Annotated in this window: 22 protein-coding genes; 16 read left to right on the top strand and 6 right to left on the bottom strand. The window is 73.0% G+C overall.

What is annotated here, in order from left to right:
• Positions 1–4: 4 nt before the first annotated feature.
• The gene (locus ACZ4UV_RS34470) at positions 5–586 is read right to left on the bottom strand and encodes a sigma-70 family RNA polymerase sigma factor (protein WP_351484200.1); all 582 of its coding nucleotides are present in this window, start codon (positions 584–586) and stop codon (positions 5–7) included.
• A gap of 356 nt (positions 587–942) precedes the next feature.
• On the opposite strand from ACZ4UV_RS34470, the gene ACZ4UV_RS34475 reads away from it, so the two are divergent.
• Complete coding sequence (locus ACZ4UV_RS34475) at positions 943–1317, top strand: STAS domain-containing protein (RefSeq protein ID WP_390041966.1); 375 nt, start codon at positions 943–945, stop codon at positions 1315–1317.
• A 271-nt stretch (positions 1318–1588) separates the two neighbouring features.
• The gene (locus ACZ4UV_RS34480; protein WP_467843308.1) at positions 1589–2101 is read left to right on the top strand and encodes an EF-hand domain-containing protein; all 513 of its coding nucleotides are present in this window, start codon (positions 1589–1591) and stop codon (positions 2099–2101) included.
• Here the strand turns inward: ACZ4UV_RS34480 and ACZ4UV_RS34485 are convergent.
• Complete coding sequence (locus ACZ4UV_RS34485) at positions 2085–3626, bottom strand: class I adenylate-forming enzyme family protein (RefSeq protein WP_467843311.1); 1542 nt, start codon at positions 3624–3626, stop codon at positions 2085–2087. The two genes, ACZ4UV_RS34480 and ACZ4UV_RS34485, sit on opposite strands and share 17 nt — an antisense overlap.
• A gap of 144 nt (positions 3627–3770) precedes the next feature.
• Between ACZ4UV_RS34485 and ACZ4UV_RS34490 the strand changes: the two genes are divergently transcribed.
• The 3 genes from ACZ4UV_RS34490 (at position 3771) to ACZ4UV_RS34500 (ending at position 6810) form a co-directional block, all read left to right on the top strand.
• A complete protein-coding gene (locus tag ACZ4UV_RS34490) occupies positions 3771–4901 on the top strand; it encodes an acyl-CoA dehydrogenase family protein (protein WP_451022205.1) in 1131 nt (376 codons plus the stop codon).
• 6 nt (positions 4902–4907) lie between these two features.
• The gene (locus ACZ4UV_RS34495) at positions 4908–5780 is read left to right on the top strand and encodes an acyl-CoA dehydrogenase family protein (RefSeq protein WP_467843315.1); all 873 of its coding nucleotides are present in this window, start codon (positions 4908–4910) and stop codon (positions 5778–5780) included.
• 553 nt (positions 5781–6333) lie between these two features.
• A complete protein-coding gene (locus ACZ4UV_RS34500) occupies positions 6334–6810 on the top strand; it encodes an ATP-binding protein (protein WP_390042429.1) in 477 nt (158 codons plus the stop codon).
• Positions 6811–7128: 318 nt separating this feature from the next.
• Here ACZ4UV_RS34500 and ACZ4UV_RS34505 read toward each other — a convergent pair whose 3' ends face one another.
• The gene (locus tag ACZ4UV_RS34505; RefSeq protein WP_467843318.1) at positions 7129–8064 is read right to left on the bottom strand and encodes a cyclase family protein; all 936 of its coding nucleotides are present in this window, start codon (positions 8062–8064) and stop codon (positions 7129–7131) included.
• A gap of 86 nt (positions 8065–8150) precedes the next feature.
• Here ACZ4UV_RS34505 and ACZ4UV_RS34510 point away from each other — a divergent pair, with 86 nt between their 5' ends.
• The 4 genes from ACZ4UV_RS34510 (at position 8151) to ACZ4UV_RS34525 (ending at position 12946) form a co-directional block, all read left to right on the top strand.
• Complete coding sequence (locus ACZ4UV_RS34510; protein WP_390041955.1) at positions 8151–9065, top strand: SDR family NAD(P)-dependent oxidoreductase; 915 nt, start codon at positions 8151–8153, stop codon at positions 9063–9065.
• A 335-nt stretch (positions 9066–9400) separates the two neighbouring features.
• Positions 9401–10555, top strand: coding sequence for an acyl-CoA dehydrogenase family protein (locus tag ACZ4UV_RS34515; protein WP_451022434.1), 1155 nt, complete (start codon positions 9401–9403; stop codon positions 10553–10555).
• On the top strand, positions 10555–11607 hold the full coding sequence (locus tag ACZ4UV_RS34520) for a Zn-dependent alcohol dehydrogenase (RefSeq protein WP_451022433.1): 1053 nt from the start codon (positions 10555–10557) through the stop codon (positions 11605–11607). Before ACZ4UV_RS34515 ends, ACZ4UV_RS34520 begins: the two co-directional genes overlap by 1 nt.
• A gap of 73 nt (positions 11608–11680) precedes the next feature.
• Positions 11681–12946 (top strand): MFS transporter, encoded by a 1266-nt coding sequence (locus tag ACZ4UV_RS34525; protein WP_451022432.1) that lies wholly within the window; start codon positions 11681–11683, stop codon positions 12944–12946.
• Here ACZ4UV_RS34525 and ACZ4UV_RS34530 read toward each other — a convergent pair.
• Positions 12836–13873: a GlxA family transcriptional regulator gene (locus ACZ4UV_RS34530; protein WP_467843325.1), complete on the bottom strand. Its 1038-nt coding sequence runs from the start codon at positions 13871–13873 to the stop codon at positions 12836–12838. The genes ACZ4UV_RS34525 and ACZ4UV_RS34530 overlap by 111 nt on opposite strands.
• 71 nt (positions 13874–13944) lie before the next feature.
• Between ACZ4UV_RS34530 and ACZ4UV_RS34535 the strand changes: the two genes are divergently transcribed.
• Both ACZ4UV_RS34535 and ACZ4UV_RS34540 read left to right on the top strand, forming a co-directional pair.
• On the top strand, positions 13945–15264 hold the full coding sequence (locus tag ACZ4UV_RS34535; protein WP_467843328.1) for an MFS transporter: 1320 nt from the start codon (positions 13945–13947) through the stop codon (positions 15262–15264).
• Between the two features lie 207 nt (positions 15265–15471).
• Entirely contained in the window at positions 15472–16668 is a 1197-nt protein-coding gene (locus ACZ4UV_RS34540; RefSeq protein WP_467843331.1) for a PucR family transcriptional regulator, read from the top strand.
• Here ACZ4UV_RS34540 and ACZ4UV_RS34545 read toward each other — a convergent pair.
• Positions 16665–17216, bottom strand: coding sequence for an HdeD family acid-resistance protein (locus tag ACZ4UV_RS34545; RefSeq protein WP_351484173.1), 552 nt, complete (start codon positions 17214–17216; stop codon positions 16665–16667). The genes ACZ4UV_RS34540 and ACZ4UV_RS34545 overlap by 4 nt on opposite strands.
• Before the next feature lie 306 nt (positions 17217–17522).
• Between ACZ4UV_RS34545 and ACZ4UV_RS34550 the strand changes: the two genes are divergently transcribed.
• The 5 genes from ACZ4UV_RS34550 to ACZ4UV_RS34570 all read left to right on the top strand — a co-directional run bounded on the left by ACZ4UV_RS34550 (position 17523) and on the right by ACZ4UV_RS34570 (position 23236).
• Positions 17523–18044, top strand: a complete 522-nt coding sequence (locus ACZ4UV_RS34550) for a hypothetical protein (protein WP_451020185.1) — start codon at positions 17523–17525, stop codon at positions 18042–18044.
• A gap of 98 nt (positions 18045–18142) precedes the next feature.
• Complete coding sequence (locus tag ACZ4UV_RS34555) at positions 18143–19336, top strand: PucR family transcriptional regulator (RefSeq protein WP_451020186.1); 1194 nt, start codon at positions 18143–18145, stop codon at positions 19334–19336.
• 205 nt (positions 19337–19541) lie between these two features.
• Positions 19542–20387, top strand: coding sequence for an alpha/beta hydrolase (locus ACZ4UV_RS34560; RefSeq protein WP_451020187.1), 846 nt, complete (start codon positions 19542–19544; stop codon positions 20385–20387).
• 31 nt (positions 20388–20418) lie between these two features.
• Complete coding sequence (locus ACZ4UV_RS34565) at positions 20419–22152, top strand: thiamine pyrophosphate-dependent enzyme (protein WP_451020188.1); 1734 nt, start codon at positions 20419–20421, stop codon at positions 22150–22152.
• A 58-nt stretch (positions 22153–22210) separates the two neighbouring features.
• Positions 22211–23236 (top strand): catalase family protein, encoded by a 1026-nt coding sequence (locus ACZ4UV_RS34570; RefSeq protein WP_467843337.1) that lies wholly within the window; start codon positions 22211–22213, stop codon positions 23234–23236.
• Positions 23237–23258: 22 nt separating this feature from the next.
• On the opposite strand, the gene ACZ4UV_RS34575 is transcribed toward ACZ4UV_RS34570, so the two are convergent.
• Positions 23259–23858 (bottom strand): flavin reductase family protein, encoded by a 600-nt coding sequence (locus tag ACZ4UV_RS34575; RefSeq protein ID WP_351484163.1) that lies wholly within the window; start codon positions 23856–23858, stop codon positions 23259–23261.
• Between the last annotated feature and the right edge of the window lie 58 nt (positions 23859–23916).

Raw genomic sequence — 23916 nt, forward strand, 5'->3', positions numbered from 1 at the left:
CCGGTCACCGCCCACCTCCGTATCCGGGAGGCGTCCCGGCGTCGTGCGCGGTGGACAGCAGTTGCAGGCCCAGGCGCAGCCGGCGGCGGGCCTCGTCCTCGGTGACGCCGAGGTCCACCGCGGTCTGCCGGTAGTCGCGGCGCTGGAAGTAGGCGAGTTCCAGGGCGGCGCGCAGCGGGGTCGGCATGGAGTGCACGATGTAGTCCGCGCGGGCCGCGACGGAAGCCCGCCGCACCTTGTGCTCCAACTCCTCCGCGGCCTGCGGGGAGCCGCTGTCGCCGGGGGCGAGCGCGGCGGTCTCGGTGGCCCTCAGGCGCTGCACGGCGAGCCGGTGGGCCAGCGCGGCGAGCCAGGAGCGCAACGGCCCCTGCCGGGGGTCGTAGGCGTCGGGGTGCTCCCAGACGTGGGCGAAGACCTCGCGGGTTATGCCGTCGGCGGCCCGCTCGTCCCCGAGGACGCGGTGCGCGAGCCCGTGCACGAGCGAGGCGAAGCGGTCGTACAGCTCACCGAGGGCGGCCGCCTCGCCGCGGGCGAGCCGCTGCTGCATCTTGCGGTCCCAGCGGGGCGGTACGTCCTTCTTCGCCATACGGCCCCCTCCCCGTGCCCGTGTCCAGCGTGTCTCCACCGTCACCTCGAATGTAGTCGGCACGTCCGGCAACGCACGCCCCTTTATGGCAATGCGCGCCCCCTGACGGACCGCAGGTGGTAGTAGGCGCTTCCGGTACTCCTCCACTGTTCGGCTCTCACGCGCGTCTCCGGCCAAACCTTCTGTTTCTGATCGAACAGGACCGACCGTGACCGAAACAAGACCCTTCCCGATCGGTGCTCGTTTGTCATCCGGGGTTTCGGGGAACGGCCGCTGGGCAGCCGCGCGACAAGAAGCGTAGGAACACGCTCCGTTTCCGGGCGGTTCCGGAGATCCGGCGAGCGGAGGGCTGAGCCGTGGCTTTCAAGGTGACCGACGTCGAACAGGGCGAGTGGGCCGTGCTCGGGGTGTCGGGCGAACTGGACCTGGTGACCTCGCCGGTGCTGCGCCAGCGGGTGCACGACGCGGTCGCCGAGGGCCACCACAGCCTGGTCCTCGACCTGTCCGACGTCTTCTTCTGCGACTCCAGCGGGGTCGGCGTCCTCATCGCCGCCCGCCGCCTGATCCGCTCCTGCCGGGGCCGCCTGCGGCTGATACTGCCCGCCCACGGCGCGAGTGACGGTTCTCACGTCAACCGGGTCCTCGGCGCCCTCGGCGTACGACGGCTCTTCGACGTCTACGCCGACATCGACAGCGCGACCACCGACGAGGAGGACCCGCTGTCGGCTTAGCCCGCCCTGCACGCAACAGGGAGAAAAACCACGATCGTGATCGGGTACGCTGTGCGTCGTACGCAGCGAGAACCAACCGTGTACATCGTGTTGAGCGAGAACCAAGCCAACACAAACACCACTTGACTTTGCTATACAGACCGGGCGGGTTCCATCCCGGTTGGTGTTGAGGGAGTAAGACCTTTCGGGTCGCTGACCTGCGAGGCTTCCTGAGCCAGGAATTCCCCGGCGTCCGCTGGGGGAGGGTTCAAGTAAGGCGGCCCGAACAGACATGGTCAGCACCGAGTACGAGCGACGGATCGCCGCCCGGTTCGCAACCTTCGACCAGGACGGCAACGGCTGGATCGACCGCGAGGACTTCAACTCGGCGGCCAAGGCACTCCTCGCCGAGTTCGGCACCGCTGCCCGCTCCGACAAGGGCCAGGCCCTGTACGCCGGTGCGGAGGCCTTCTGGCAGGGCATGGCCGGCATGGCGGACCGGGACGGCGACCAGCGCATCACCCGCCAGGAGTTCGTGAGCGGCGCGGTCAAGCGGCTGCACGACAACCCCGAGCGGTTCGGCGAGATCGCCCGCCCCTTCCTGCACGCGGCCCTCGCCCTCGCGGACGACGCGGGCACCGGCGCGGCGACCGTCGCCGACACCGCGCGCGTGCTGCGCGTCCTCGGGGTCGCCCCGGACCTCGCGCAGGCGATCGCGTCGGGCCTCGACACCGACGGCGACGGCAACGTGGTGGAGGCCGAGATCGTCCCCGCGTTCGCCCGCTACTTCACGATCCCGGAGTAGCGCTCCCGGGGGCCGGAGCCGGAACCTCGGAGAACCGTTCGCGCAGCTTGTACTTGAGCACCTTGCGCAGCGTCTCGTTGCGCGGCAGGGCGTCCACCACCTCCAGCCGCTCCGGCAGCTTGTGCACCGACAACCCTTCCGCGCGCAGGTACGACACCGCCTCCGGGAGGGTCAGCGCGACCGTGCCCGGCCGCTGTTCGACCACCGCGCAGACCAGTTCCCCGCGCTCCGCGTCCGGCAGTCCGACCACCGCCGCGTCGGCTACCACCGGGTGTGCGGCGAGCAGGTCCTCGATCTCCTTCGCCGAGATGTTCTCGCCCTTGCGGATGATCACGTCCTTGAGCCGCCCGGTGAGGACGAGATGGCCGGTCCCGGTCACCCGGCCCAGGTCGCCGGTGCGCAGGAAGCCCTCCTCGTCGAAGGCTGCGGCGGACTGCGCCGGATCCAGGTACCCCTGGCACACCGCCTCGCCGCGCAGCCGCACCTCGCCGCCCTCCGCGATCCGTATCTCCATGCCCTCGGGAGGCTTCCCCTCGGTCGTCGCCAGGTTCTCCGCGGTGTCGTCCGGCGCCCCCATCGTGATCATCGGCACCTCGGTCATGCCGTACCCGTGCGTCAGCTGCACGCCCATCTCGCGCACCACCGCGTGGTAGACCTCCGGCGGCTTGGGCGCCCCGCCGCCGGCCAGCAGCCGCAGCGAGGGGATCACCGGCACCCCCGGCTGCTTGCGCTGCTCGGCCAGGAACATCGAGTAGAACGCCGTCGACCCGCCCGCCACCGTCACCCCGTGCCTGCGGTACTCCGGCAGTGCGTCCGGCAGCGCGAACTGCTCGAACATCACCGCCGGGAAGCCGTACAGCAGCAGCATCACCGTGTAGTCGGGGCCGGCGATGTGCGCGTACGGGAACGCCATGGAGCCCACGTCGTCCGCGGTGAGCCGCAGCGCGTGCGCGAGACACGAACCGCCCGCGATGAGCGAACGGTCCGTGTGCAGAACGCCCTTGGGGTCGGAGGTGGTTCCCGAGGTCCAGTAGATCCACCGGACGGAGGTGCCCTCGGCGGGCGGGGCGGGCAGCACGGCCGGATCGCCGTCGGGCAGGTCGTCGTACGCCTCGAAGATCCCCTTCGCGCCCAGCCGCCGCGCCATCTCCGTGTGGTCGAAGCCGCGCCACACGCCCGGTACCGCGAAGAACTCGGCCCTGGACTCGCGCAGCGCGAAGCCGACCTCGCGGTCCCGGTAGAAGGGGATGACGGGCGACTGCACGGCGCCGAGCCTGGCCAGCGCGAAGGACAGCACAGCCGTCTCGATCCGGGTCGGCAACTGCCAGGCGACCACCGTGCCGGGGCGCACGCCCATGCCGTGGAGCCCGGCCGCGACGCGCTCGGCACGCGCGCGCAGCCCGCCGAAGGAGAGGGCACGGTCGCCCTGGAGGAACACCGGCCGGTCGGGAGTGAGTCCGGCACGGCGGGCGACCAGGTCCCAGAGGGTGCGGGAGGTACTCAACTCGTGTGCGGTGGCGTTCATGGCGTCCCCCTGCCCAGCGGAACCTTGTATCTGACGAGTCGTCAGATCGTAGGTCCTGCTGCCTTGTCGGTCCAGGGGCGCGGGGCTAGCCTGCGATGTCTGACGCAGTCTGACGCACCATCAGCTCCGTGGGGGTGTCTGCCGGTGGACCTGTCGTACACGCCCGAGGAGGAGGACTTCCGGGCGCGGCTGCGGGAGTGGCTCGCCAAGGCGCTGCCCGGCCTCCCGCCGAAGCCGCGACCCGAGGACTGGCCGGGCCGCCGCGCCTACGACCTCGGCTGGCAGCGCACGCTCTACGACGCCGGGTACGCCGACGTCCACTGGGACGCCTCCCCGACCACCCGGCTGATCTTCCTGGAGGAGACCGAGAAGGCCGGCGCGCCCTATGTGGGCGCCAACTTCGTCGGTCTGCTGCACGCGGGCCCCACCATCGCCGCCGAGGGCACCGAGGCGCAGCGGGCCCGCTGGCTGGCGCCGATCCTGCGTGGCGACGAGGTGTGGTGCCAGGGCTTCAGCGAACCCGATGCCGGCTCCGACCTGGCGGCGCTGCGCACGCGCGCGTGGCGCGACGGCGACGACTACGTGGTGAGCGGATCCAAGATCTGGACCTCGCACGCGGAGGTCGCCGACTGGTGCGAACTGCTGGTGCGCACGGACCCGGAGGCGCCCAGGCATCGGGGCATCACCTGGCTGGCCATGCCCATGGACGCGCCGGGCATCACCGTGCGGCCGCTGCGCACGCTCGCCGGGTCCGCCGAGTTCGCCGAGGTGTTCCTCGACGAGGTGCGGGTGCCCGCGGCCAACCGGGTGGGCGCCGAGAACGACGGCTGGCGCGTCACCATGGTGACCCTCTCCTTCGAGCGCGGCACCGCCTTCGTCGGCGAGGTCGTCGCCTGCCGCCGGGTCCTGGGCGACCTCGCCCGCGTGGCGCGCGAGAACGGCACCTGGGACGACTCGGAACTGCGCCGTCGCCTCGGCCGCCTGAACGCCGAGTTCCGGGCGCTGTGGCGGCTCACCCAGTGGAACGTCAGCGAGGCGGAGGGCAGGGGCGTGCCGGGCGTCGGCGGCTCGGTCTTCAAGCTGCGCTACTCGCACGCGCGGCAGGAGCTGTACGACGCGGCGGCCGCCGTGCTCGGCCCCGACGCGCTCGACCTGGACCGGGCGTGGGTCCTCGACCGGCTCTCCTCGCTCTCGTACACCATCGCGGCCGGGACCTCGCAGATCCAGCGGAACATCGTGGCCGAGCGGATCCTCGGGCTGCCGAAGGGGCGGTGAACGGACGTGCGCTTTCGACTGACCCGTGACCAGGAGGCGGTGCGGGAGGGCATGCGGGAGCTGCTCGGGCGCCGGTTCGACGGCGCGGCGCTGCGGGCGGCCGCCGACGGACCCGGGCGTCTCGACCGGGGCCTGTGGCGGGAGCTGGGGGCCGCCGGGTTCTTCGCGCTGCGGCTGCCGGAGGCCGACGGCGGGGTCGGACTCGGGCTGCCCGAGGCCGTGTTGGTGTTCGAGGAGGCGGGGCGGGCGCTGCTGCCGGGACCGCTGGTGGCCACCCACCTCGCGGCGGCCGACGTGCCCGGTGCGGCCGCCGGGGAGGCCGTGGTGGCCCGCGTGGACGGCGGCCTGGTGGAGTGGCTGGCCGACGCGGACGCCGTGACGGGGGACGCGTCGGGGGCCGTACCCGTGCGCTCGGTTGACCCGTTGACGCCCCTGCACCGGGTCCCGGGGCCGGCCTCGGGGGCCCCCGACCCGGTCGCCGTGCTGCTCACCGCCGCCGAGCAGCTCGGCACGGCCATGCGCGTGTGCGAGCTGGCCGTGCAACACGCCCGCACGCGCGTGCAGTTCGGCCGGCCCGTCGGGGCGTTCCAGGCGGTCAAGCACCTGTGCGCCGAGATGCTGGTGCGCGCCGAGACCGCGCGGGCGGCCGTCTACGCCGCCGCCGTCACCTCCGACCCCGTGGACATCGCGGCGGCCCGGCTGCTCGCCGACGAGGCCGCCGTGCGCGGCGCCCGGGACTGCCTCCAGGTGCACGGCGGGATGGGCTTCACGTGGGAGTCGGAGGTGCATCTGCATCTGAAACGGACATGGGTACGGGCGCAGCGTGGTGGAGTGAATACGGAGAGTGAGGAATTGCTCGCCGCGGAGTTGCTCGGTTGAGCGTTCGAAACGGCCCTGGCCTGCGGAATCATGGGTTCGAGCGACCCGGATGTCGCGGATTGTGGCATACCGGAATCACTGAGCGTTGATACCGGGTTGTGTCCAACGCGTGACTCGTCACGGCCTGGAGTCGGCTGTCCCCTCGGGTACCTTCTGTGGGATGCGAGTGGTTCCGAGGACGAGCCATGCCGGCGGAGCCGTCGAAGCGGCCCCGCCGCTCGGGGTGCGTACCGCCACTCGCAGGGCGGTAAGGGCTTGCGCCCCCGCTTGTTCGACTCCCCGTCGCGAGCGTCGCACAGTATGCCGTGGGCGTACTCCTTCGCGCTGGAATATGCCCGAAGCGCTTGTTGGGGTGACTGTACGTCAACCATGCTGTCTCGTAAGGGAATCACGTTCCGTGACCCTTGCTCTGGCCGTTGTTCTGGCCATGCAGAAAATGGCTACGATCGTGGCCCTCGCCGTCCTTGTCGTCGCGGCACTCGTCGCGGCGCTCGCTCGGTGCGGGTTCATGTGTCCGCCGGTTCGGATGGTGTGAGCGGTGCAGGTGCTTCAAGTGCAGCTGGAGATCCGGCCTGACCCCACGGAGGTCGGGCGGGCCAGAAGGTGGGCCCGCTCGCGCCTCGCCGGGTCCGGTATAGCGGCGGACGAGCCGCTGGCCGAGACGCTGATCCTGCTCGTCTCCGAGCTGGTCACCAACGCCGTGGTGCACACCGGCTGTCCGGCCGTGCTGCGGCTCTCGCTGCCGGGTGCGGACCGCGGGGGCGCCGACGAGTCGGTCACCGTGCGGCTGGAGGTCGCCGACGCCAGCGACCGTGCGCCCGTGCCGCGGTGCGCCGACGGCGACGCGACCGGCGGCCGGGGCCTCGCCCTCGTCGACGGGCTCGCCGACCGCTGGGGCTGGAGCCCCGAAGGCGCCGGCAAGCGCATCTGGTGCGAACTCGACCGCTGTTCGGAAACCCGGCAGGGCGCGGCGGTGGCGTACGGCGGCGGTCTGGCCTCGTACGAAGGGCTGGCCTTCGAGGCGGTGTGATCCCGGTGTGCGGCCATGCGCCGGGGTTTGCATCCGTGCGCGCCCATCGCGAACCGGGGCATAAGTCGTAAAACCCCGTGCGGGTGTTGACGCCTTGTGACCGTTTGCTCACGCTTGAGGTCTGCGATTCGCCGCGAGGGGACGGCGAGGGTCTGGGTGACGGACGTCCTCGCCGAGTGTGGGTCGAGCCGGACGGCGGCGCGCGGGACCGGGCTCGGGGCGGGCCGGTGCGCGCAGCCGTCCGGATTCAGGGGGGAATGGGGGAGGGCCGGTGTCACGCCCCCTCGGGCGTGACACCGGCTTCCGGACGGGCGCCGTTCAGAGGACGGCCACGGGGGCGACCGGAGTGCCCGTCGCCCCGACGAACGGCTCGGGCATCGCCGACAGCAGGAACGCGTACCGGCCGGTTTCTCCACAGGCTGTGGACAACTCTTCGAGGTTCCAGTTCTGCCCCTGCAGCATCCCCATCTCGACCAGGTCCAGGGCGTGCACGGGCAGCCACAGGTCCTCGATCTCGGGCGGGAAGATCTCGAACGTCAGGGTGTCGTTCGCGACGGCGGCCACGTCGCGCGCGTGGAACCACTCCGGGGCGTGCACCGAGAGGCCCGGCGACGGATAGCCGTACGCGTGCTTGTCCCCGGCGAGGTACACCTGCACCTGTCCGGTCCGGACGAGCACGATGTCGCCGCCGCGCACGGTCGTCCCGGCGAACTCCTCGGCGGCGTCGAGGTCGTCCGGGGTGACCGCGTGGCCGCCCGCCAGCCGGTCCACGCCACGCGCGCGTGCCACGTCCAGCAGCACCCCGCGCGAGACGATGTGCCGCGCCGTCGAGATCCCGCTGAACTCCGCGCCGCCGTGCGCGGTCACGGTGTGCGCCGGGCGGCCGTTGTACAGCTTGCCCGAGTGCGAGACGTGGGTGAGCGCGTCCCAGTGGGTGCCGGCCTGCAGTCCCATGGTCACGGCGTCGTCGTTGCACGCGACGGTCCCCGGGCCGAACAGTTCCTGGTTGATCTGCACCATGGCGTGCAGCGGGTTGATCCGCCCGGGGATCATCCCGGTCTGCACGCCGTCCTGCTGGAGCGGCAGGGCGAGCGGGACGCGCCGCCCGGTCCGGACCGTCGCCGCCGCCTCCCGCACCACCTCGTCGGTGATCAGGTTCAGCGTGCCGATCTCGTCGTCGGCGCCCCAGCGCCCCCAGTTGTTGACGCGCTTGGCGATGTCGTGGAACGCGGGATGAGATGACGGCGCTGGCATCTGGGTCCTCCCCGGGGCTTGTGTCCGCACATCCGACGCGCCATAAAATCTAACGGTCCGTCAGAAACCGCGGGAAGGGGCCGGGCGTGGGGAACTTCTTGGCAGGCAAGGTCGTCGCCGTGACGGGTGCGGGGCGCGGTATCGGACGGGCGGTGGCGCTGGCGGCGGCGGCCGAGGGGGCGAAGGTCGTCGTGAACGACTACGGCGTCTCGGTCGACGGCGCCTCGCCCACCAGCGAGGTCGCCGAGGCCGTCGTCAAGGAGATCGAGGCGGCGGGCGGGGACGCGGTCGCGGTGGCCGACGACATCTCCACGATGGCCGGCGGGCAGCGGGTGGTGGACACGGCGCTGTCGTCGTACGGCCGGCTCGACGGGGTCGTGTGCGTGGCGGGGATCCTGCGCGAGCGGATGCTGTTCAACATGGCCGAGGAGGAGTGGGACCCGGTGGTCGCCACCCACCTCAAGGGCACGTTCACGGTGTTCCGGGCGGCGTCGGCGGTGATGCGGGGGCAGCGCGCCGGCACGCTGATCGGCTTCACCAGCGGCAACCACCAGGGCTCGGTCTCGCAGGCCAACTACAGCGCGGCGAAGGGCGGGATCATCTCGCTGGTGCGGAGCGCGGCGCTCGGCCTGCACAAGTACGGGGTGACCGCGAACGCGGTGGCGCCGGTGGCCCGGACCCGGATGTCGGCGGGCGTGCCGATGGAGCTGGCCGAGATCGGCGAGCCGGAGGACGTGGCCGCGTTCGTGGTCTACCTGCTGTCCGACGCGGCGCGGGACGCGGGGGTCACCGGGCAGGTCTACACGGTCGCCGGACCGAAGATCGCGGTGTGGGCCCAGCCGAGGGAGCTGCGGGCCGCGTACGCCGACGGGGGCTCCTGGACCCCGGAACGGATCGCGGAGGCGCTGCCCGGGAGCGTGGGCACGGATCCGATGCCGATGCTGGCACGACTGGCGGCGATGGAGGCGGCCGCGCGAACGGGAAGCCGGCCGAACGCCTAGTGGGCAGGGGGTGCGGTACGTGTGCGGGTGCGGCGCCGTCGTGGCTGTTCGCGCAGTTCCTCCCCCAGCCTTCGGCCGGGGGTACCCCCAGCGCCCCTGAGGGGGGTGTGCGGTGGGTGCGCGGGTGCGGCGCCGCGGGGGGGGTGTTCGCGCAGTTCCCCGCGCCCCTGGGGCGGCTGTCCACGCCTGCGTTCGCAGTCCCCGTCCGCCAGGTCATCAGTCCCCACATCCCGTCGGCACCCTTCCCCTCTCCGCCGCGACGGCGATCAGCCACCGCGGTGGTCACCGGCGGTTTTCGTTCGGGCCGTAGTCCCCACGCATCTCTGGAGGTCACCGTGGATTTCGGCGCAGTGCCGGAGGACGAGGTGTTTCGCAGTGAAGTCCGGACCTGGCTGGGTGCGCATGCCGAGTCCGGGGTGGACCGGCGTAGTTGGGAGCGCACCCTCGGGGCCGACGGGTGGATCGGGCTGGGGTGGGCGGAGGGCGGGTACGGGAACCGGACCGCGACGCTCACCCAGCAGGTCGCCTGGGCCGAGGAGTACGCGCGGTCGGCCGCGCCGCCCCGCTCCGGGCACATCGGGGAGAACCTGCTCGCCCCGACGCTCATCGCGCACGGCAGCAGTGAGCAGAAGGCGCGCTTTCTGCCGGCCGTCGCCGCCGGGGAGGAGCTGTGGTGCCAGGGGTACAGCGAACCCGGCGCGGGCTCCGACCTCGCCGGCGTGCGGACCGTGGCGGTGCGGGAGGGGGACGGCTACCGCATCACCGGGCAGAAGATCTGGACCTCGCTCGCGCACGAGGCCGACTGGTGTTTCGTGCTGGCACGGTCCGAGGCGGGCTCGCGGCGCCATCACGGGCTGAGCTTCCTGCTCGTGCCCATGGACCAGCCGGGCCGCATCGAGGTCCGCCCGATCCGGCAGATGACCGGCACCAGCGACTTCAACGAGGTCTTCTTCGACGGCGCGCACGCGCGCGTGGAGCACGTCGTCGGAGGCGAGGGCAACGGGTGGCGCGTCGCGATGAGCCTGCTCGGGTTCGAGCGCGGGGTGTCCACGCTCGCCCAGCAGATCGGTTTCGCACAGGAGTTGGGGCGGGTGGTGCGGGACGCCGTGGAGAACGGGGCCGCCGACGATCCCGTCGTACGGGAGCGGCTGGTGCGGCAGTGGGCCGAGCTGCGGGTGATGCGGTGGAACGCCCTGCGGACGCTGGGGAACTCGGCCGCGGAGCCCGGCGCGCCCAGTGTGGCCAAGCTGCTGTGGGGCGGCTGGCACCAGCGGCTCGGCGAACTCGCGGTGCTGGTGCGGGGCGCGGCCGCGAGCGTCGGCCCGGCCGGCTGGTCGGCCGCCGCACCGTACGAACTGGACGCCGCCCAGCACCTGTTCCTCTTCTCCCGGGCCGACACCGTCTACGGCGGCTCGGACCAGGTCCAGCGCACCATCATCGCCGAGCGGGTGCTCGGTCTGCCGAGGGAACCGAAGGGGGTCGAGTCGTGATGCGTGGGGTCGTGTTCGACGGCAAGCAGGTGCAGGTAGTCGACGATCTGGAGGTGCGGGAGCCGGGGCCCGGTGAGGTGCTGGTCGCGGTGTCGGCGGCCGGGCTCTGCCACAGCGATCTGTCGGTGGTGGACGGGACCATACCCTTCCCCGTTCCTGTGGTGCTGGGCCATGAGGGTGCCGGCGTGGTGGAGGCCGTGGGTGTGGGCGTCACCCATGTGGCGCCGGGGGACCATGTCGCCCTGTCCACGCTCGCCAACTGCGGTGCCTGCGCCGACTGCGACCGGGGCCGGCCCACCATGTGCCGCAAGGCGATAGGGCGCCCGCAGAAGCCGTTCACGCGTGGCGGCCGGGCCGTGTACCAGTTCGCGTGCAACTCGGCCTTCGCGGAACGGACGGTCGTCAAGGCCGTGCAGGCGGTACGGATCCCGAAGGACATCCCCCTGACGTCGGCCGCCCTCATCGGGTGCGGGGTGCTGACCGGTGTGGGCGCCGTCCTGAACCGCGCCCGGGTCGACCGCGGCGACACCGTGCTGGTCATCGGCACCGGCGGGATCGGCCTGAACGTCATCCAGGGCGCGCGGATCGCGGGCGCGTTGCGGATCGTGGCCGTGGACGCCAACCCGGCCAAGGAGGAGGTGGCCCGGCAGTTCGGCGCGACCGACTTCCTGACCTCGACGGAGGCGGTGAAGGACCTGCTGCCGACCGGGGTGGACCACGCCTTCGAGTGCGTCGGCAGGGTCGAGTTGGTCCGGCAGGCCGTCGACCTCCTCGACCGCCACGGCCAGGCCGTCCTCCTCGGCACGCCCGCCGCCACCGCCGAGGCGTCCTTCGTCGTCGCCTCGATGTTCCTCGACAAGTCCATCCTGGGCTGCCGGTACGGCTCCTCGCGCCCGCAGCACGACATCGCCCTCTACGCGGGCCTGTACCGCCAAGGAAGCCTGCTGCTCGACGAGCTGGTGACCGAGACGTACCCGGTCGAGGACTTCGAGAAGGCGCGGGCGGACGCGGAGGCGGGGCGGGTGGCCCGGGGGGTGCTCACCTTCCGGTGAGCGCGCACGGGGTTTTCCACAGCCCTGGGGAAAACCTCTCGGCGTTGTCGGTCCCGCACCCTACCGTCGTCCCATGACCTACCGTGACGTCGCGTCCAAGCAGGTCCTGGTCTGGGCCGGGACCGCCGTGGGGGCCCGGATGCCGGTCGCCATGGCGCCGTTGGCCCTGGTTTTCCTGGTGCGGGAGCGGGCCGGCGGCTACTCGCTGGGCGCGCTGCTCGCGGCGGCCTATGTGGTCGGCGAGATCGTGGGGGCGCCCGTGCTCGGAATGCGGCTGCGTCCGGAGCGGGTGCGGGTGCAGCTGGCCGTGGGGCTCGCGGTCGGGGCCGCCGGGTTCGCGGGGCTCGGTGGCTTCCCGGACGCGCCGCCGGCCGTCCTCGCCGCCTTCGCGTGGGTCGCCGGTGCCGCGCCGGCCGCTGCCACCGGGGGCCTGCGCACGCTGCTCACCGCGCTGGTCCCGGAGCACGCGGCGGCGCAGGCGCTGTCCGTCGAGTCGATGCTGACGTCCGCCGTGTGGGCCGTCTCCCCGGCCGCGGTGGCCGGCCTGGCCCTCGGTGCCGCCCCCGCCACCCCGCTGCGGCTCGCGGCCGCGCTCATGGCCGCGTCGGCGGCCGGGCTGTGGCTCCTTCCGGCGGCCTGGGGCACGGCCGGGCGGACGGCCGCGCCCCTCGTGCGCGTGCTGGCCGGCGCCTGGCCGGTGTACGTCACGGGCGCGGCCAGCCTGACCCTGCTCGGGCTGTCCGAACTCGTGCTGCCCGCCCTGCTCGAACAGCGCGGAATCGACGTCGGCTGGTCGGGTCCGCTGCTGACCGGGATGGCGGTCGGCGGCGGGCTCGGCGCGTTCCTGCACGGCCTGCGCGCCTGGCCGGGACGGCTGCGCACCCGCAGCGTGCTGCTGATGGCCGGCACGGCGTTCTGCGTGACGATCGCGGCGCTCGTACCGCGCGCCGCGGGGATCGCGGCCGTGCTCGTCCTCGGCGGCATGTTCCAGTCGGCCGCGATGCTCACCCGCAACCTGTCGCTGCGCGAGGTGCTCCCGCCGAGTGCCCTGGCCGCCGGGTACGCGGTCATGTACGCGGCCGCCGGCGCCGGTTACGCGGTGACCGGTTCCCTCGCCGGGGCGCTGCTGCGGGTGGTGGCGCCGTCCACGGCCGTGCTGGCCGGGGTCGGCGTGACGCTGGTGCTCAGCGCGGTCGGCTGGTGGGGCGAGGCGCGGCGGGCCCGGAGGTCAGCCCGGGGCGCCGACGACGCCGGGGCTGTCGGGGCTGCCGGGGTCGCCCGTCCCGGTGCGGAAGGTACGGCGATAGGCGGTCGGGGTGACGCCGAGCGCTGCCTGTAGGTGCTGGCGCATCGACTGGGCGGTGCCGAAGCCGGCGTCGCGGGCCACCTGGTCGACGGAGAGGCCGCTGGACTCCAGGAGGTGGCGGGCGCGTTCGACGCGCTGCCGGGTGAGCCACTGACCGGGGCTGACGCCGGTCTCCTCGCGGAAGCGGCGGGTGAAGGTCCGTACCGACATGGCCTCCTGCTCGGCCATGTCGCGCAGCTGGATGGGCTCGTGGAGGCGGCCGAGGGCCCAGGCGCGGGCTGCGGTGGTGGTGGCGACCTGGGGGTCGGGGACCGGGCGGTGGATGTACTGGGCCTGGCCGCCGTCCCGGTGCGGGGGGACGACCGTACGGCGGGCCACCTCGTTGGCGACGGCCGTGCCGTGGTCGCGTCGGACCATGTGCAGGCACAGGTCGATGCCGGCGGCCACCCCGGCGGAGGTGAGGATGTCGCCGTCGTCGATGAAGAGGACGTCCGCGTCCACCTCCAGCTGCGGGAACAGCTGCTGGAGATGGTCCGCCTCGGCCCAGTGCGTGGTCGCCGGACGGCCGTCGAGGTAGCCGGCGGCGGCCAGGACGTAGACGCCGGTGCAGATGGAGGCGAGCCGGGTGCCGGGGCGGATGTGGGCGAGGGCGGCGGCCAGCTCGGGGGTGAGGACGCCCTTCTCGAAGACCGGGCCCAGCTCGTACGACGCCGGGATGATCACCGTGTCGGCGGTGGCCAGCGTCTCGGGGCCGTTGGGCACGTGGATCGCGAAGTCGGCGTCGGTCTCGACCGGGCCGGGCGGGCGGACCGAGCAGGTCACGACCTCGTACAGATGGCGGCCCCGGGCGTCCTTGGGACGGCCGAAGATGCGGTGCGGGATGCCCAGCTCGAAGGGGAGCAGGCCGTCGAGGGCGAGGACGACGACGCGGTGCGGGCGGAAGCCGGGGTTACTGCTCATGGCCCGATCCTAGCGAATGCTGTCCTCCGGGCCACTCGATGGAGTGAACCCGTCGGCCGGATATTTGTGGCGTGACCCAGACAACCGAAGCCGCAGCAGCCCGCCAGGACGCGAAGCCGACCCGCTCGCCGCGCATCCACCGCGCCTGGTTCGTCGCCGCCGTCACCTTCGTCACGATCATCGGCGCGGCCGCCTTCCGCTCCCTGCCCGGCCTGCTCATCGACCCCCTGCACGCGGAGTTCGGCTGGTCGCGCGGCACCATCGGCGCGGCCGTCTCCGTCAACCTCGCGCTGTACGGGCTCACCGCGCCCTTCGCGGCCGCCCTGATGGACCGTTTCGGCATACGGCGGGTGGTGGCCGTCGCCCTGACCGTCATCGCGATCGGCTCGGGCCTGACCGTGTGGATGACGGCGGCCTGGCAGCTGATGCTCTGCTGGGGCCTGCTGGTCGGCCTCGGCTCCGGCTCCATGGCCCTCGCCTTCGCGGCCACGGTCACCAACCGCTGGTTCACCACCCGGCGCGGCCTGGTCAGCGGCATCCTGACCGCCGCCTCCGCCTCGGGACAGCTGATCTTCCTGCCGCTGCTGTCCTGGATGGTCGAGACGCACGACTGGCGCCCGGCCGCCGTCACCGTCGCCCTCGCCGCACTCGCGGTCGTCCCCTTCGTCTGGCTGCTGCTGCGCGACCACCCGGCCGACGTGGGCCAGAAGCCGTACGGCGCCACCGAGTTCGTACCGAAGCCGGCACCGGTCACCGGGGCGGCCCGCAGGACCCTCGGCGTGCTGTCCTCCGCCGTCCGCACCGGCCCCTTCTGGCTGCTCGCCGGCACCTTCGCGATCTGCGGGGCGTCCACCAACGGCCTGATCCAGACCCACTTCGTGCCCGCCGCCCACGACCACGGCCTGCCGGTCACCACGGCGGCCTCGCTGCTCGCGGTCATCGGCGTGTTCGACGTCGTCGGCACGATCGCCTCCGGCTGGTTCACCGACCGCTTCGAACCGCGCCGCCTGCTCGCCGTCTACTACGCCCTGCGCGGCGTCTCCCTGCTCTTCCTGCCGATGCTGCTGGGCCCGGCGGTCCACCCCTCGATGGTCTTCTTCATCATCTTCTACGGCCTCGACTGGGTTGCCACCGTCCCGCCCACCCTGGCCCTGTGCCGGGAGCAGTACGGCGAGGACAGCGCCATCGTCTTCGGCTGGGTCCTCGCCTCCCACCAGGTCGGCGCGGCCCTCGTCGCCTACCTCGGCGGCGTCGCCCGCGACGTCTTCGGCACCTACGACATGGTCTGGTACGCCTCCGGCGCCCTGTGCGCGGCGGCGGCCCTGATGGCCCTGGTGATCCGGCGGCGGCCGGTGGCCGCGGTGGGGGGACTTGGCGCCGTGGTGGCCTAGGCCAGGCGCTCCGCCGGAAGCGCTGCGGCGCGCCGTCTGCCGTCTGCGGCGCCGTCGTGGCTGGTCGGGGGGGGGGGAAACCCCGGCGCCCCTTCGGGGCGCGTTGCGAACCGCAGCGGACTTCGCCGGCCCCGCGCGGCGCCCCGGTCCCGTCCCGCGCTCCGGTGGCGGGGCGGGAGCCCGGCGCCGTTGTGGAAGGATCGTCGGGTGAACGTGCATCGCCCAGCCGGCGCGGGCAGCGCCGACGGTGACCTGCGGGGTGTTCTTCAGCGCTTCGACGTGGGCGTCGTGGTGCGCAGGATGGAGGCCGGTTTCGGTCGGCTCCCCGCCTACACCGACTTCCAGTGGCCGGTGGACCGGGCCGCGGTGGTGCGCTGGAACGTCGACCTCGTCCTGCGCTGGCTGGTCAACGGCTCGCCGCCGGACGACTACCTCCGGTCCGAGCTGCACGAGTTCCTGCGCGCCCGCGCGATATCCGGGCAGCCGATCGAGGACAGCATCCTGGTCTACCGCCGCGGCGCGCGCATGTTCTGGGAGGCGCTGCTGGATCTGGCGACGGACGACGACCGGGCGCTGCTGCTCGCTCGTTCGGAGACCGTCTGGGGCTGTCTGGAGGACTACCTCGACCTGGTCGTGGAGGTGTTCGCACGGGCTTACGCGGACCAGGAGGACGCGCCGTCCACGGCCGGTGACCGGCGCGCCCGTACCCTGTTCGACCGGCTGTGCGCCCAGCTGCCCGTCACGATCGAGGACCGGGACCGGGCCGCCCGGCTCGGCTTCGACCTGGTGGAGCCGTACCGGCCGTTCACCGCGCGGCTCGCCGGGGCATCGGTTGCCGCGCACGCCGATCTCGCGTTCCGGCTGCGTGCGGCGGGGGCGCTGGCCTTCACCGAGGGGCTCCGGGTCACCGGGCTGACACCGCCCGGATTCGGCTGGACGGTGTTCCTCGAAGACCCGCGGCTGCTGCTGGCCGAGGACGAGCCGCTGGCCCGCGGCCGGCTCGGAGCGGCGGCCGACGGGCTGCGTGCACTGATCGCCATCGGGGCCAGGTCCGGGCGCCGGGGCCGGGTGCGCGCCGACGACCACCTGCCCGAACTGCTGCTCGCCGACGCCCCGGAGATCGCCGACCGGATGGTCCGGCGGGTCTTCGGGCCGCTGGAGCGTGCCGACGCCGTGGACCTGGCGGCCACTCTGCGCTGCCTCGCCGCCCACGGCTTCGACAGCACGGCGGCCGCGGCCGCGCTGCCGGTGCACCGCAACACGCTGCTGTACCGGGTGGGCCGGATCGAGAAGCTGACCGGCCTGTCTCTCAGGGATCAGCGGGACCGCACCCTCGTCCTGCTCGCGGTCACCTGGGAGGCGCTCGGCACGGACCTGGGGCCGGCCGGCCCCGACAGCCCCTAGGCCGTCCGCACGGTGTCCCGCAGCCGGCGGGCCAGGCCCAGCTGCATGGCGCCGAGCATGATCATCCAGAGGCCGGCCAGGAACGCCAGCGTCAGCAGCGACAGCTGCGGCCAGGTCAGCAGCATCAGGCCGGCGAGGACACCGAGCAGGCCGATGAAGACGTTCCAGCCGCGTCCGGGCAGACCGGGACGGTCCAGCGCCACGAACACGGCCGTGAAACCGTCGACCATCCAGTAGATGCCGAGCAACAGCCCGAGCGCGAGCACCGTGATCAGCACATGCCGCAGGCTGTACAGCCCGAGCAGCAGACTGACCACGCCGAGAACTCCCGTCAGGGCGCGGGCGGTGTCCCCTGCGCCCAGGCTCACCGATCCCACCAGGCGGAACACCCCGGTGGCGACCAGCTGTACGCCGAAGACGACCGCGAGCACGACCAGTGTCGGGCCGGGCCAGGCCACGGCGACGACGCCGGAGCCGATCGAGACCAGCCCGAAGAGCAGGTGCCATGTCCAGGAACGGCCCAGGCGGGCCAGGGGGCTCTTGTGCATGCGGCGAAGTTATCGGCGCTCCCGGTGGGCGGTTTTCCAAAAACCGGGCGCGGATTCGTGCCCGGGCACAAGGCGTCAGGGCGTTCAATGACGGCAGAACACCAGTACGGGAGGGGAGTCTGTGTCCGAGATTGATCCGCGCCGGAGGCCGGTCGGGACTCCGGAGGCGACTCTCCGGCGGCTGCCGGCCGGGACGCCCCCCGGACGTGTCCGGGAAGCCGCTTCGCGTGGCGCCCGGCCGCCGGCGGCCCACCGGCCCCGGCCCCGGGCCTGGTCCCGGCCGTCGCTGCCCGGGGTGCACGGCGTATGAGCGTCTCCGCCGACTGGGAGAGCTTCGCCGTGATGACCGGAGGAGCCAGCGCCGCCCTCACCGGGCTGCTGTTCGTCGCGGTGTCCGTGGACGCCCGCCGGATCGCCCGGCACCCGGGCCTGCGGGCGGGCGCGGCGCAGACCCTGGTGCTGTTCATCGCGCCGCTGCTCATGGCGACCGTCCTGCTCGTGCCCGGCCAGCCCGACCGGGTGCTGGGCGCCGAGCTCATCGCCATGGGGATCGGCGCCAGCCTGAGCCTGCTGGCCATCGGGCGGAACAAGCGCGAGTCGGCCGTCGACGACGGGCGGCTGACCGACATCTTCGACCGCCGGGACACCAACGTGGTCGTCATGCTGCTGTTCGTGGCGGCCGGGGTCCTGCTGGCCTTCGGCCACGACGCCGGCCTCTACCTGCTGCTGCCGGCCTCCGCCGTGGCGTTCGTCAGCGGGGTGCTGAACGCGTGGCGCTTCCTGCTCCCGCCGCCCGACGCACGCCCGCGGCGTGGACCGGACCGCTGATCACCGGGGCCGACGGTGAACGCAGCCTCCGGCCGCACAGGCCGCCACACGAGCCGGGGCACGCCGGACCGCATCGAGCCCTCCGGAAGGTGACGCGCATGTACGCCATGCCCCGCGCCGACGCCTGCTCCGCGGCGGCCGGTCGGCTGCGCAGCGTACTCCACGGCCTGGACCTCGACCTGATGGCGCATCAGGTCGCCCGCGGCCTGGCAGATGCGCCGACCGGCCGGATACCCGGCCATGGCTGCCGGGCCGGGTCCCGGGAGGACATGATCCGCCGCAGCGTCGAACTGATCAGGAACTGGCTGCTGAGCGGGCAGGAACCCGGCGGGGACACGCTGTCGGAACTCTACGAGGCGGCGCGCGCGGCGGCCAGGCACGGACTCCTCGCCGAGGACGCCTTCCGTGCCTGCTCCGGGGCGGCACGCGCGGTGTGCAGCGCGCTGCTGGAGCTCAGCCCGGCCGAGGACAGGGTATGGCTGATGCCGCAGCTGGACGTGGCGTGGGCGTTCCTGGACATCGCCCTGACGACCGTGCGGAGGGCGTTCGCCGACCAGCGGGAGCTTCCGTCCGCCGACGGCAACTCCCGTGCGGCGGCGCTGTTCGCCCGGATCTGCACCCGGTCGGCGACGACCGTCGAGGACCTGGACCGCGCGGAACGGCTGGGCTTCGATCTCGCCGGCCCGTACTGCCCTTTCGTGACGGCGCTCGACGGTGGTTCGGCCGCCGCCCATGCCGGCCTGGCGGCGCGTCTGCGGACCGCGGGGGCGCTGGCCTGCGCGGAGGGGCACCGCGTGGCCGGCCTGACCCGGCCGGGGTTCGACTGGACGGACTTCCTCGCCGACAGCGCGCTGGTCCTCGCCGCCGAGTCGGCCACCGGCCGCGCGGCACTCGCGGAAACGGTCGGCACCCTGCACGACCTGGTCACCCTGGGGAGCAGGGCGGGGCGCCGGGGACGGATCCGCCTCGACGACTTCCTGACGGAGGTCATGCTCGCGAACTCCCCTCAGCTCGCCGACGGCGTCATGCGGCGCGTACTGGGCCGGCTCGATGCCGAGGATCCCTCCGGAACGCTGTCGCAGACACTGACGTGCCTGGTCGCGCACGGTTTCAACCGGACGGCGGCCGCGGCAGCCCTCCCGGCCCACCGCAACACCTTGCTCTACCGGATCAACCGGATCGAGAAGCTGTCCGGCCTCGACCTCGACCGGCATGCCCACCGGGAGCTGGCCCGGCTGGCGGTCGTCCGGGCGGAGACGACAGGCGCGCGCACCGAGCCTCGCTCCGCGTGACCGGCCGCCCGCCCGCACCGTCCGGCCCCGCGCCGGTTACGGGGAACCCCCCTGTACCCGGGCGCCGTCATGGCGCCCAACGGCGGGCCGACTTCTTGTCCCCGTGCACAACCAGGCAGGTGCCACGCTGGCCGGGCGGCAGGGTCCGGCGCAGCCGGGATTCCCGCCCTGCCGGCACCCGTACCGCGATGGAGGAGATGCGGGCATGACGACGGCCCCGGACACGATCGTCCTGATACACGGCCTGTGGATGACGCCGCTCGCCTGGGAGCACTGGGTGACCCGGTACGAGGAGCGCGGATTCACCGTGCTGACGCCCGGCTACCCGGGGATCGAGCCCGGGGAGGCCGGGGTCGCGGCGCTCCGGAAGGACGCCTCCGCGATCGCCGGCGTCGGGGTCCGCGAAGTGCTGGACCATCTCGCCGGCCTCATTCAGGAGTTGGACACTCCGCCGATCATCATGGGGCACTCGTTCGGCGGGACCTTCGCCCAGCTGCTGGTGGGTGCCGGGCTCGGGGCGGCGGGGGTGTCGCTCGACGGCGCAGCGGTCAAGGGCGTGAATGCGATGCCCCTGTCCGAGCTCCGTTCGGTGCTGCCGGTCCTGAAGGACCCGGCGAACGTGCACCGGGCCGTCCCGCTGACGGCCGAGCAGTTCCACTACGCGTTCACCAACACCCTGGACGAGGATGCCTCGCGGCGCGCCTACGACCGCTACGCGGTGCCGACGCCGGCCCGCATCCTCTTCCAGGGCGGTCTCGCGGCCGTCACCCGCCACGCGGCCACCACCTTCGACTTCGCCGACGACGACCGGGCGCCGCTGCTGTTCGTCTCCGGTGGCAGCGACCACATCCTGCCCCCCGTCGTCCAGCGGCAGAACTACGAGAAGAACGTCAAGCACTCGGCGGCGATCACCGCGCACACCGTGTTCGAGGGGCGTGACCACTTCACCTGCGGCGAGCCCGGGTGGGAGGCGGTGGCCGACTTCGCCCTCGACTGGGCGCTGGACCCGCGCCCCGGAGTCCTCGACTCCGCGACCGGCGACCCGGTGTGACCGGCCGACCTCCGAGAACGGAAGGTGTGCAATGTCCAGGACAGTGGCCGACGGCCTGTGGGAAATGCTGGTCAGCGCCGGGGTGCGACGCTGCTACGGGATCGTGGGCGACGCGCTCAACCCGGTGATCGACGCGCTGCGCCGCAACGGCCAGGTCGACTTCGTGCATGTGCGCAACGAGGAGTTCGGCGTCTTCGCCGCCGTCGCGGAGGCACGGCTGACGGGGCAGCCCGTCGTGGTCTGCGGGACGGCGGGACCGGGGGTCGTACACCTGGTCAACGGCATGCTGGACGCCCGCAAGGAGCGGGTGCCCGTCATCGTCCTGGCCGGCGACACCGAGACCGGCCTGCTGGACAGCGAGACCGTCGAGGAGCTCAACCCGTACCGCTTCTTCGCCACCTCGGCGGTGTACGTGGCCCGGCTGGTCAACCCCGCGCAGCTCCGCCACGTCGTGACCTCGGCGGTCACGGCCGCGGTGGCCCGGGGCGGACCCGCGGTCGTGTCCCTGCCCGGTGACGTCGCGGCGGCGAGCGCGCCGAAGGAACGCTACGAGATCCGGCTGCCCCGGCCGGTCCGTGCACCGGCCGGGGCGGAGGACCTCGCCGCCATGGCCGAGCTGATCAACGAGGCCGGTACCGTGGCGGTCTTCGGCGGCTACGGCTGCGAGGGTGCGCATGCGGAAGTGACCGCGCTGGCCGGGAAGTTGAGTGCCCCGGTCGGCTACTCGCTCAAGGGCAAGCAGTTCCTGGAGCACGACAACGCGAACGCGGTCGGCATGACCGGGCTGCTCGGCTACGGCGGCTGCCATCACGCACTGCACCACGCGGACGTCGTGCTGATGCTCGGTACCGACTTCCCGTTCACCGAGTTCCTGCCGCACGGGAAGACCAGGATCATCCAGGTCGACCACGAACCGGAGCGCCTCGGCAGGCGCGCCCCGGTCGACCTGGCCGTGGCCGGTGACGTGCGGGCGACCGTGGACGCGCTCCTGCCGCTGGTCGAGCCGAAGTCCGACGGCGGCCTCCTCGCCCGCTGCGTGGAGGAGACGGAACGGTTCCACCGCAGGATGCGGCACTACACGGAGAAAGGGCCGCGCATCAGGCCGATCCGGCCCGAGTACGTCGCCACCGTCCTCAGCGACCTCGCCGACGAGGACGCCCTGTTCTTCGCGGACACCGGCACCCCCGTGATCTGGGCCGCCCGCCACATCAGGTACGGGCCGCGGCGCCGGCTGCTGGGATCGTTCTCGTGGGCGTCGATGGCCACCGCGTCGCCCGGCGCGTTCGGTGCGCAGCTCGCCTTCCCCGGACGGCAGACGATCGCGCTGTGCGGCGACGGCGGGTTCACCATGCTCGCGCTCGGCGACCTGCTCACCGAGGTGCAGCGCCGGCTTCCGGTCGTGCACATCGTGCTGAACAACAGCGGCCTGGAGTTCGTCAGGATCGAGCAGCAGGAGGCCGGCTTCGTGCCGTACGGGACCGACTTCGCGACCCCGGACTTCGCCGCCGTCGCCGAGGCGATGGGCGCCAGGGGCATCCGCATCGAAGACCCCGGCGAGGTGGCGGACGGGCTCGCGGCCGCGCTGGCCCACACCGGGGGTCCGGTCGTCGTCGACGTCCTCGTCGACCCCTACGCGCTCGCGATCCCGGCCCGGGTGCCCGCCAGGACCGCCACGGGGTTCACCCTGAGCGCGGCACGGCAGGTCTTCGCCGGCCGCCTGGACGACGTCGTCGACACCGCCACGCACAACGCCCGGCTCGCCTGACCGGCCGATACGACAAGGAGACCGATATGACCGGCCCCTCCGCAGCGGAGGACAACGCGTGGTGACAGAGACAGCGGGCTCCCCGCCCGGCCCCCGGCCCGACTGGCGCGAGATCTACCACGGAGGCTCACCCGAGGCCGAGGAGAGACACTTCCACGACCTTGCCGCCGTCATCGTGGACGTCCAGCGGGCCAACCGGCGAAAATCCGGCTCGCAGGTCTCCCGCCGCACCTTCCACGCCAAGATCGTCGTCGGTGTGGACAACGCCGAACTCGCCTTCCGGGGCGATCTCCCCGCCGCTCTGTGCGCAGGCGACTTCACCCCCGGCGCCCGGTTCCCGGTGACCGTCCGGCTGTCCAACGCGAGTGGCGTCGTCCGCGCCGACAGCAGCCCGGATCTCCGTGGCGCGGCCCTGAAGATCAGGCTGCCCGGCGGGAGGGAGCACGACCTGCTCATGACCAGCTACCCGGTCTCCCACGCCCGCGACGCCACCCAGTTCGTCGAGATCGCCAGGATCGGCGCCGGACCCAGGCCCCTTGTGCTGCCCCGCATGCTGCTGAAGTTCGGCCCGTCGGAGACCGCACGCATCCTCGGCAACCTGAGGAAGGCCAACCGCCCGTCACCAGGCCTGGCGCAGGAGTCGTACTGGAGCCGGGGGGCCGTCCTGTGGGGCGACGCGGGTCCCGTACGGTTCCGCCTCAGCCCCCTCGGCGGTTCGGCTCCTGCTGCCGGGCCGCCGGCGGATCCGGCCGACGGACTGCGGACCCGCTTCGCGGCCGGGCTGAGCGGCGCCCCCGTCCGGTTCGCCCTGGACGTCCAGAAGTTCGTCGACGAGCGGCTCACCCCGATCGAGGACGGCGCGGTGCAGTGGCAGGAACGCGACTCGCCCTGGCTCGGCGTGGCCACGCTGACCATCCCGGCGCAGGACCTGCTCGGCGCGGCGGGCCAGGCCGTCCGCGACCACGTCGACACCCTCGCCTTCAACCCCTGGCACGCCCCGGCGGAGTTCCGGCCGCTCGGCAACCTCAACCGGGCCCGCCGCACGGTCTACGCGGCCAGCGCCCGGGAATGGCAGGCGGGATAGCCGGTCGCACGCGGGAGAAGGCTCAGAGGAACCGCCCCCGGTGGAACAGCAGCGGCGCCCGGTCCGGGTCCTCGCCCGTCCCCAGGGCGGTCACCCGGCCGACCACGATCAGGTGGTCGCCGCCCGTGTGGACCGCGTGGACCGCGCAGTCGATCCAGGCGGCGGCGCCGGTCAGCCGGGGGGAGCCGGAGACCGGGGCCGCGTCGTGGGCGACGCCGGCGAACTTGTCCGCGCCGCTCACCGCGAAGGCGCGGCACAGCTCGCCCTGGCCCGCGCCGAGGACGTTGACGCAGAAGACGCCGGCGCGCGCGATGCGCGGCCAGGTGGCCGACGTACGGCCGACCATGAAGCAGACCAGGGGCGGGTCGAGGGAGAGGGAGGAGAAGGACTGGCAGGCGAAACCGGCCGGGGCGGACTCGCCCTCGGCGGCCGGTGCGGTGATCACGGTCACCCCGGTCGCGAAGGTGCCGAGCACGCGCCGGAACTCCGTCTGCTCGACCGGCGCCCGCTCGTCCGCGTGCACGCACCGCAACTCCGGGCGCGGCAGCGCCTCCACGGGCCCCGCCGCGGGAACCGACCTCAGATAGCGGACGGCAGCCGCGGCCGCCCCTGCGTGTCCCATCACCTCTTCATTGAAAGTGACGGGGCGTCAGATGGGAAGGGGCAGGGGCCCGGTATCG

The organism is Streptomyces sp. NPDC028289 (genome assembly GCF_055565975.1).

Bases quoted from the DNA above. Each gene is read 5' to 3' on its own strand.
- ACZ4UV_RS34545 (WP_351484173.1), bottom strand. From the start codon at position 17,216: ATGCACAAGAGCCCCCTGGCCCGCCTGGGCCGTTCCTGGACATGGCAC.
- ACZ4UV_RS34525 (WP_451022432.1), top strand. From the start codon at position 11,681: ATGACCTACCGTGACGTCGCGTCCAAGCAGGTCCTGGTCTGGGCCGGG.
- ACZ4UV_RS34470 (WP_351484200.1), bottom strand. From the start codon at position 586: ATGGCGAAGAAGGACGTACCGCCCCGCTGGGACCGCAAGATGCAGCAG.
- ACZ4UV_RS34550 (WP_451020185.1), top strand. From the start codon at position 17,523: ATGAGCGTCTCCGCCGACTGGGAGAGCTTCGCCGTGATGACCGGAGGA.
- ACZ4UV_RS34565 (WP_451020188.1), top strand. From the start codon at position 20,419: ATGTCCAGGACAGTGGCCGACGGCCTGTGGGAAATGCTGGTCAGCGCC.
- ACZ4UV_RS34530 (WP_467843325.1), bottom strand. From the start codon at position 13,873: ATGAGCAGTAACCCCGGCTTCCGCCCGCACCGCGTCGTCGTCCTCGCC.
- ACZ4UV_RS34485 (WP_467843311.1), bottom strand. From the start codon at position 3,626: ATGAACGCCACCGCACACGAGTTGAGTACCTCCCGCACCCTCTGGGAC.
- ACZ4UV_RS34560 (WP_451020187.1), top strand. From the start codon at position 19,542: ATGACGACGGCCCCGGACACGATCGTCCTGATACACGGCCTGTGGATG.
- ACZ4UV_RS34480 (WP_467843308.1), top strand. From the start codon at position 1,589: ATGGTCAGCACCGAGTACGAGCGACGGATCGCCGCCCGGTTCGCAACC.
- ACZ4UV_RS34555 (WP_451020186.1), top strand. From the start codon at position 18,143: ATGTACGCCATGCCCCGCGCCGACGCCTGCTCCGCGGCGGCCGGTCGG.
- ACZ4UV_RS34520 (WP_451022433.1), top strand. From the start codon at position 10,555: ATGCGTGGGGTCGTGTTCGACGGCAAGCAGGTGCAGGTAGTCGACGAT.
- ACZ4UV_RS34575 (WP_351484163.1), bottom strand. From the start codon at position 23,858: ATGGGACACGCAGGGGCGGCCGCGGCTGCCGTCCGCTATCTGAGGTCG.
- ACZ4UV_RS34505 (WP_467843318.1), bottom strand. From the start codon at position 8,064: ATGCCAGCGCCGTCATCTCATCCCGCGTTCCACGACATCGCCAAGCGC.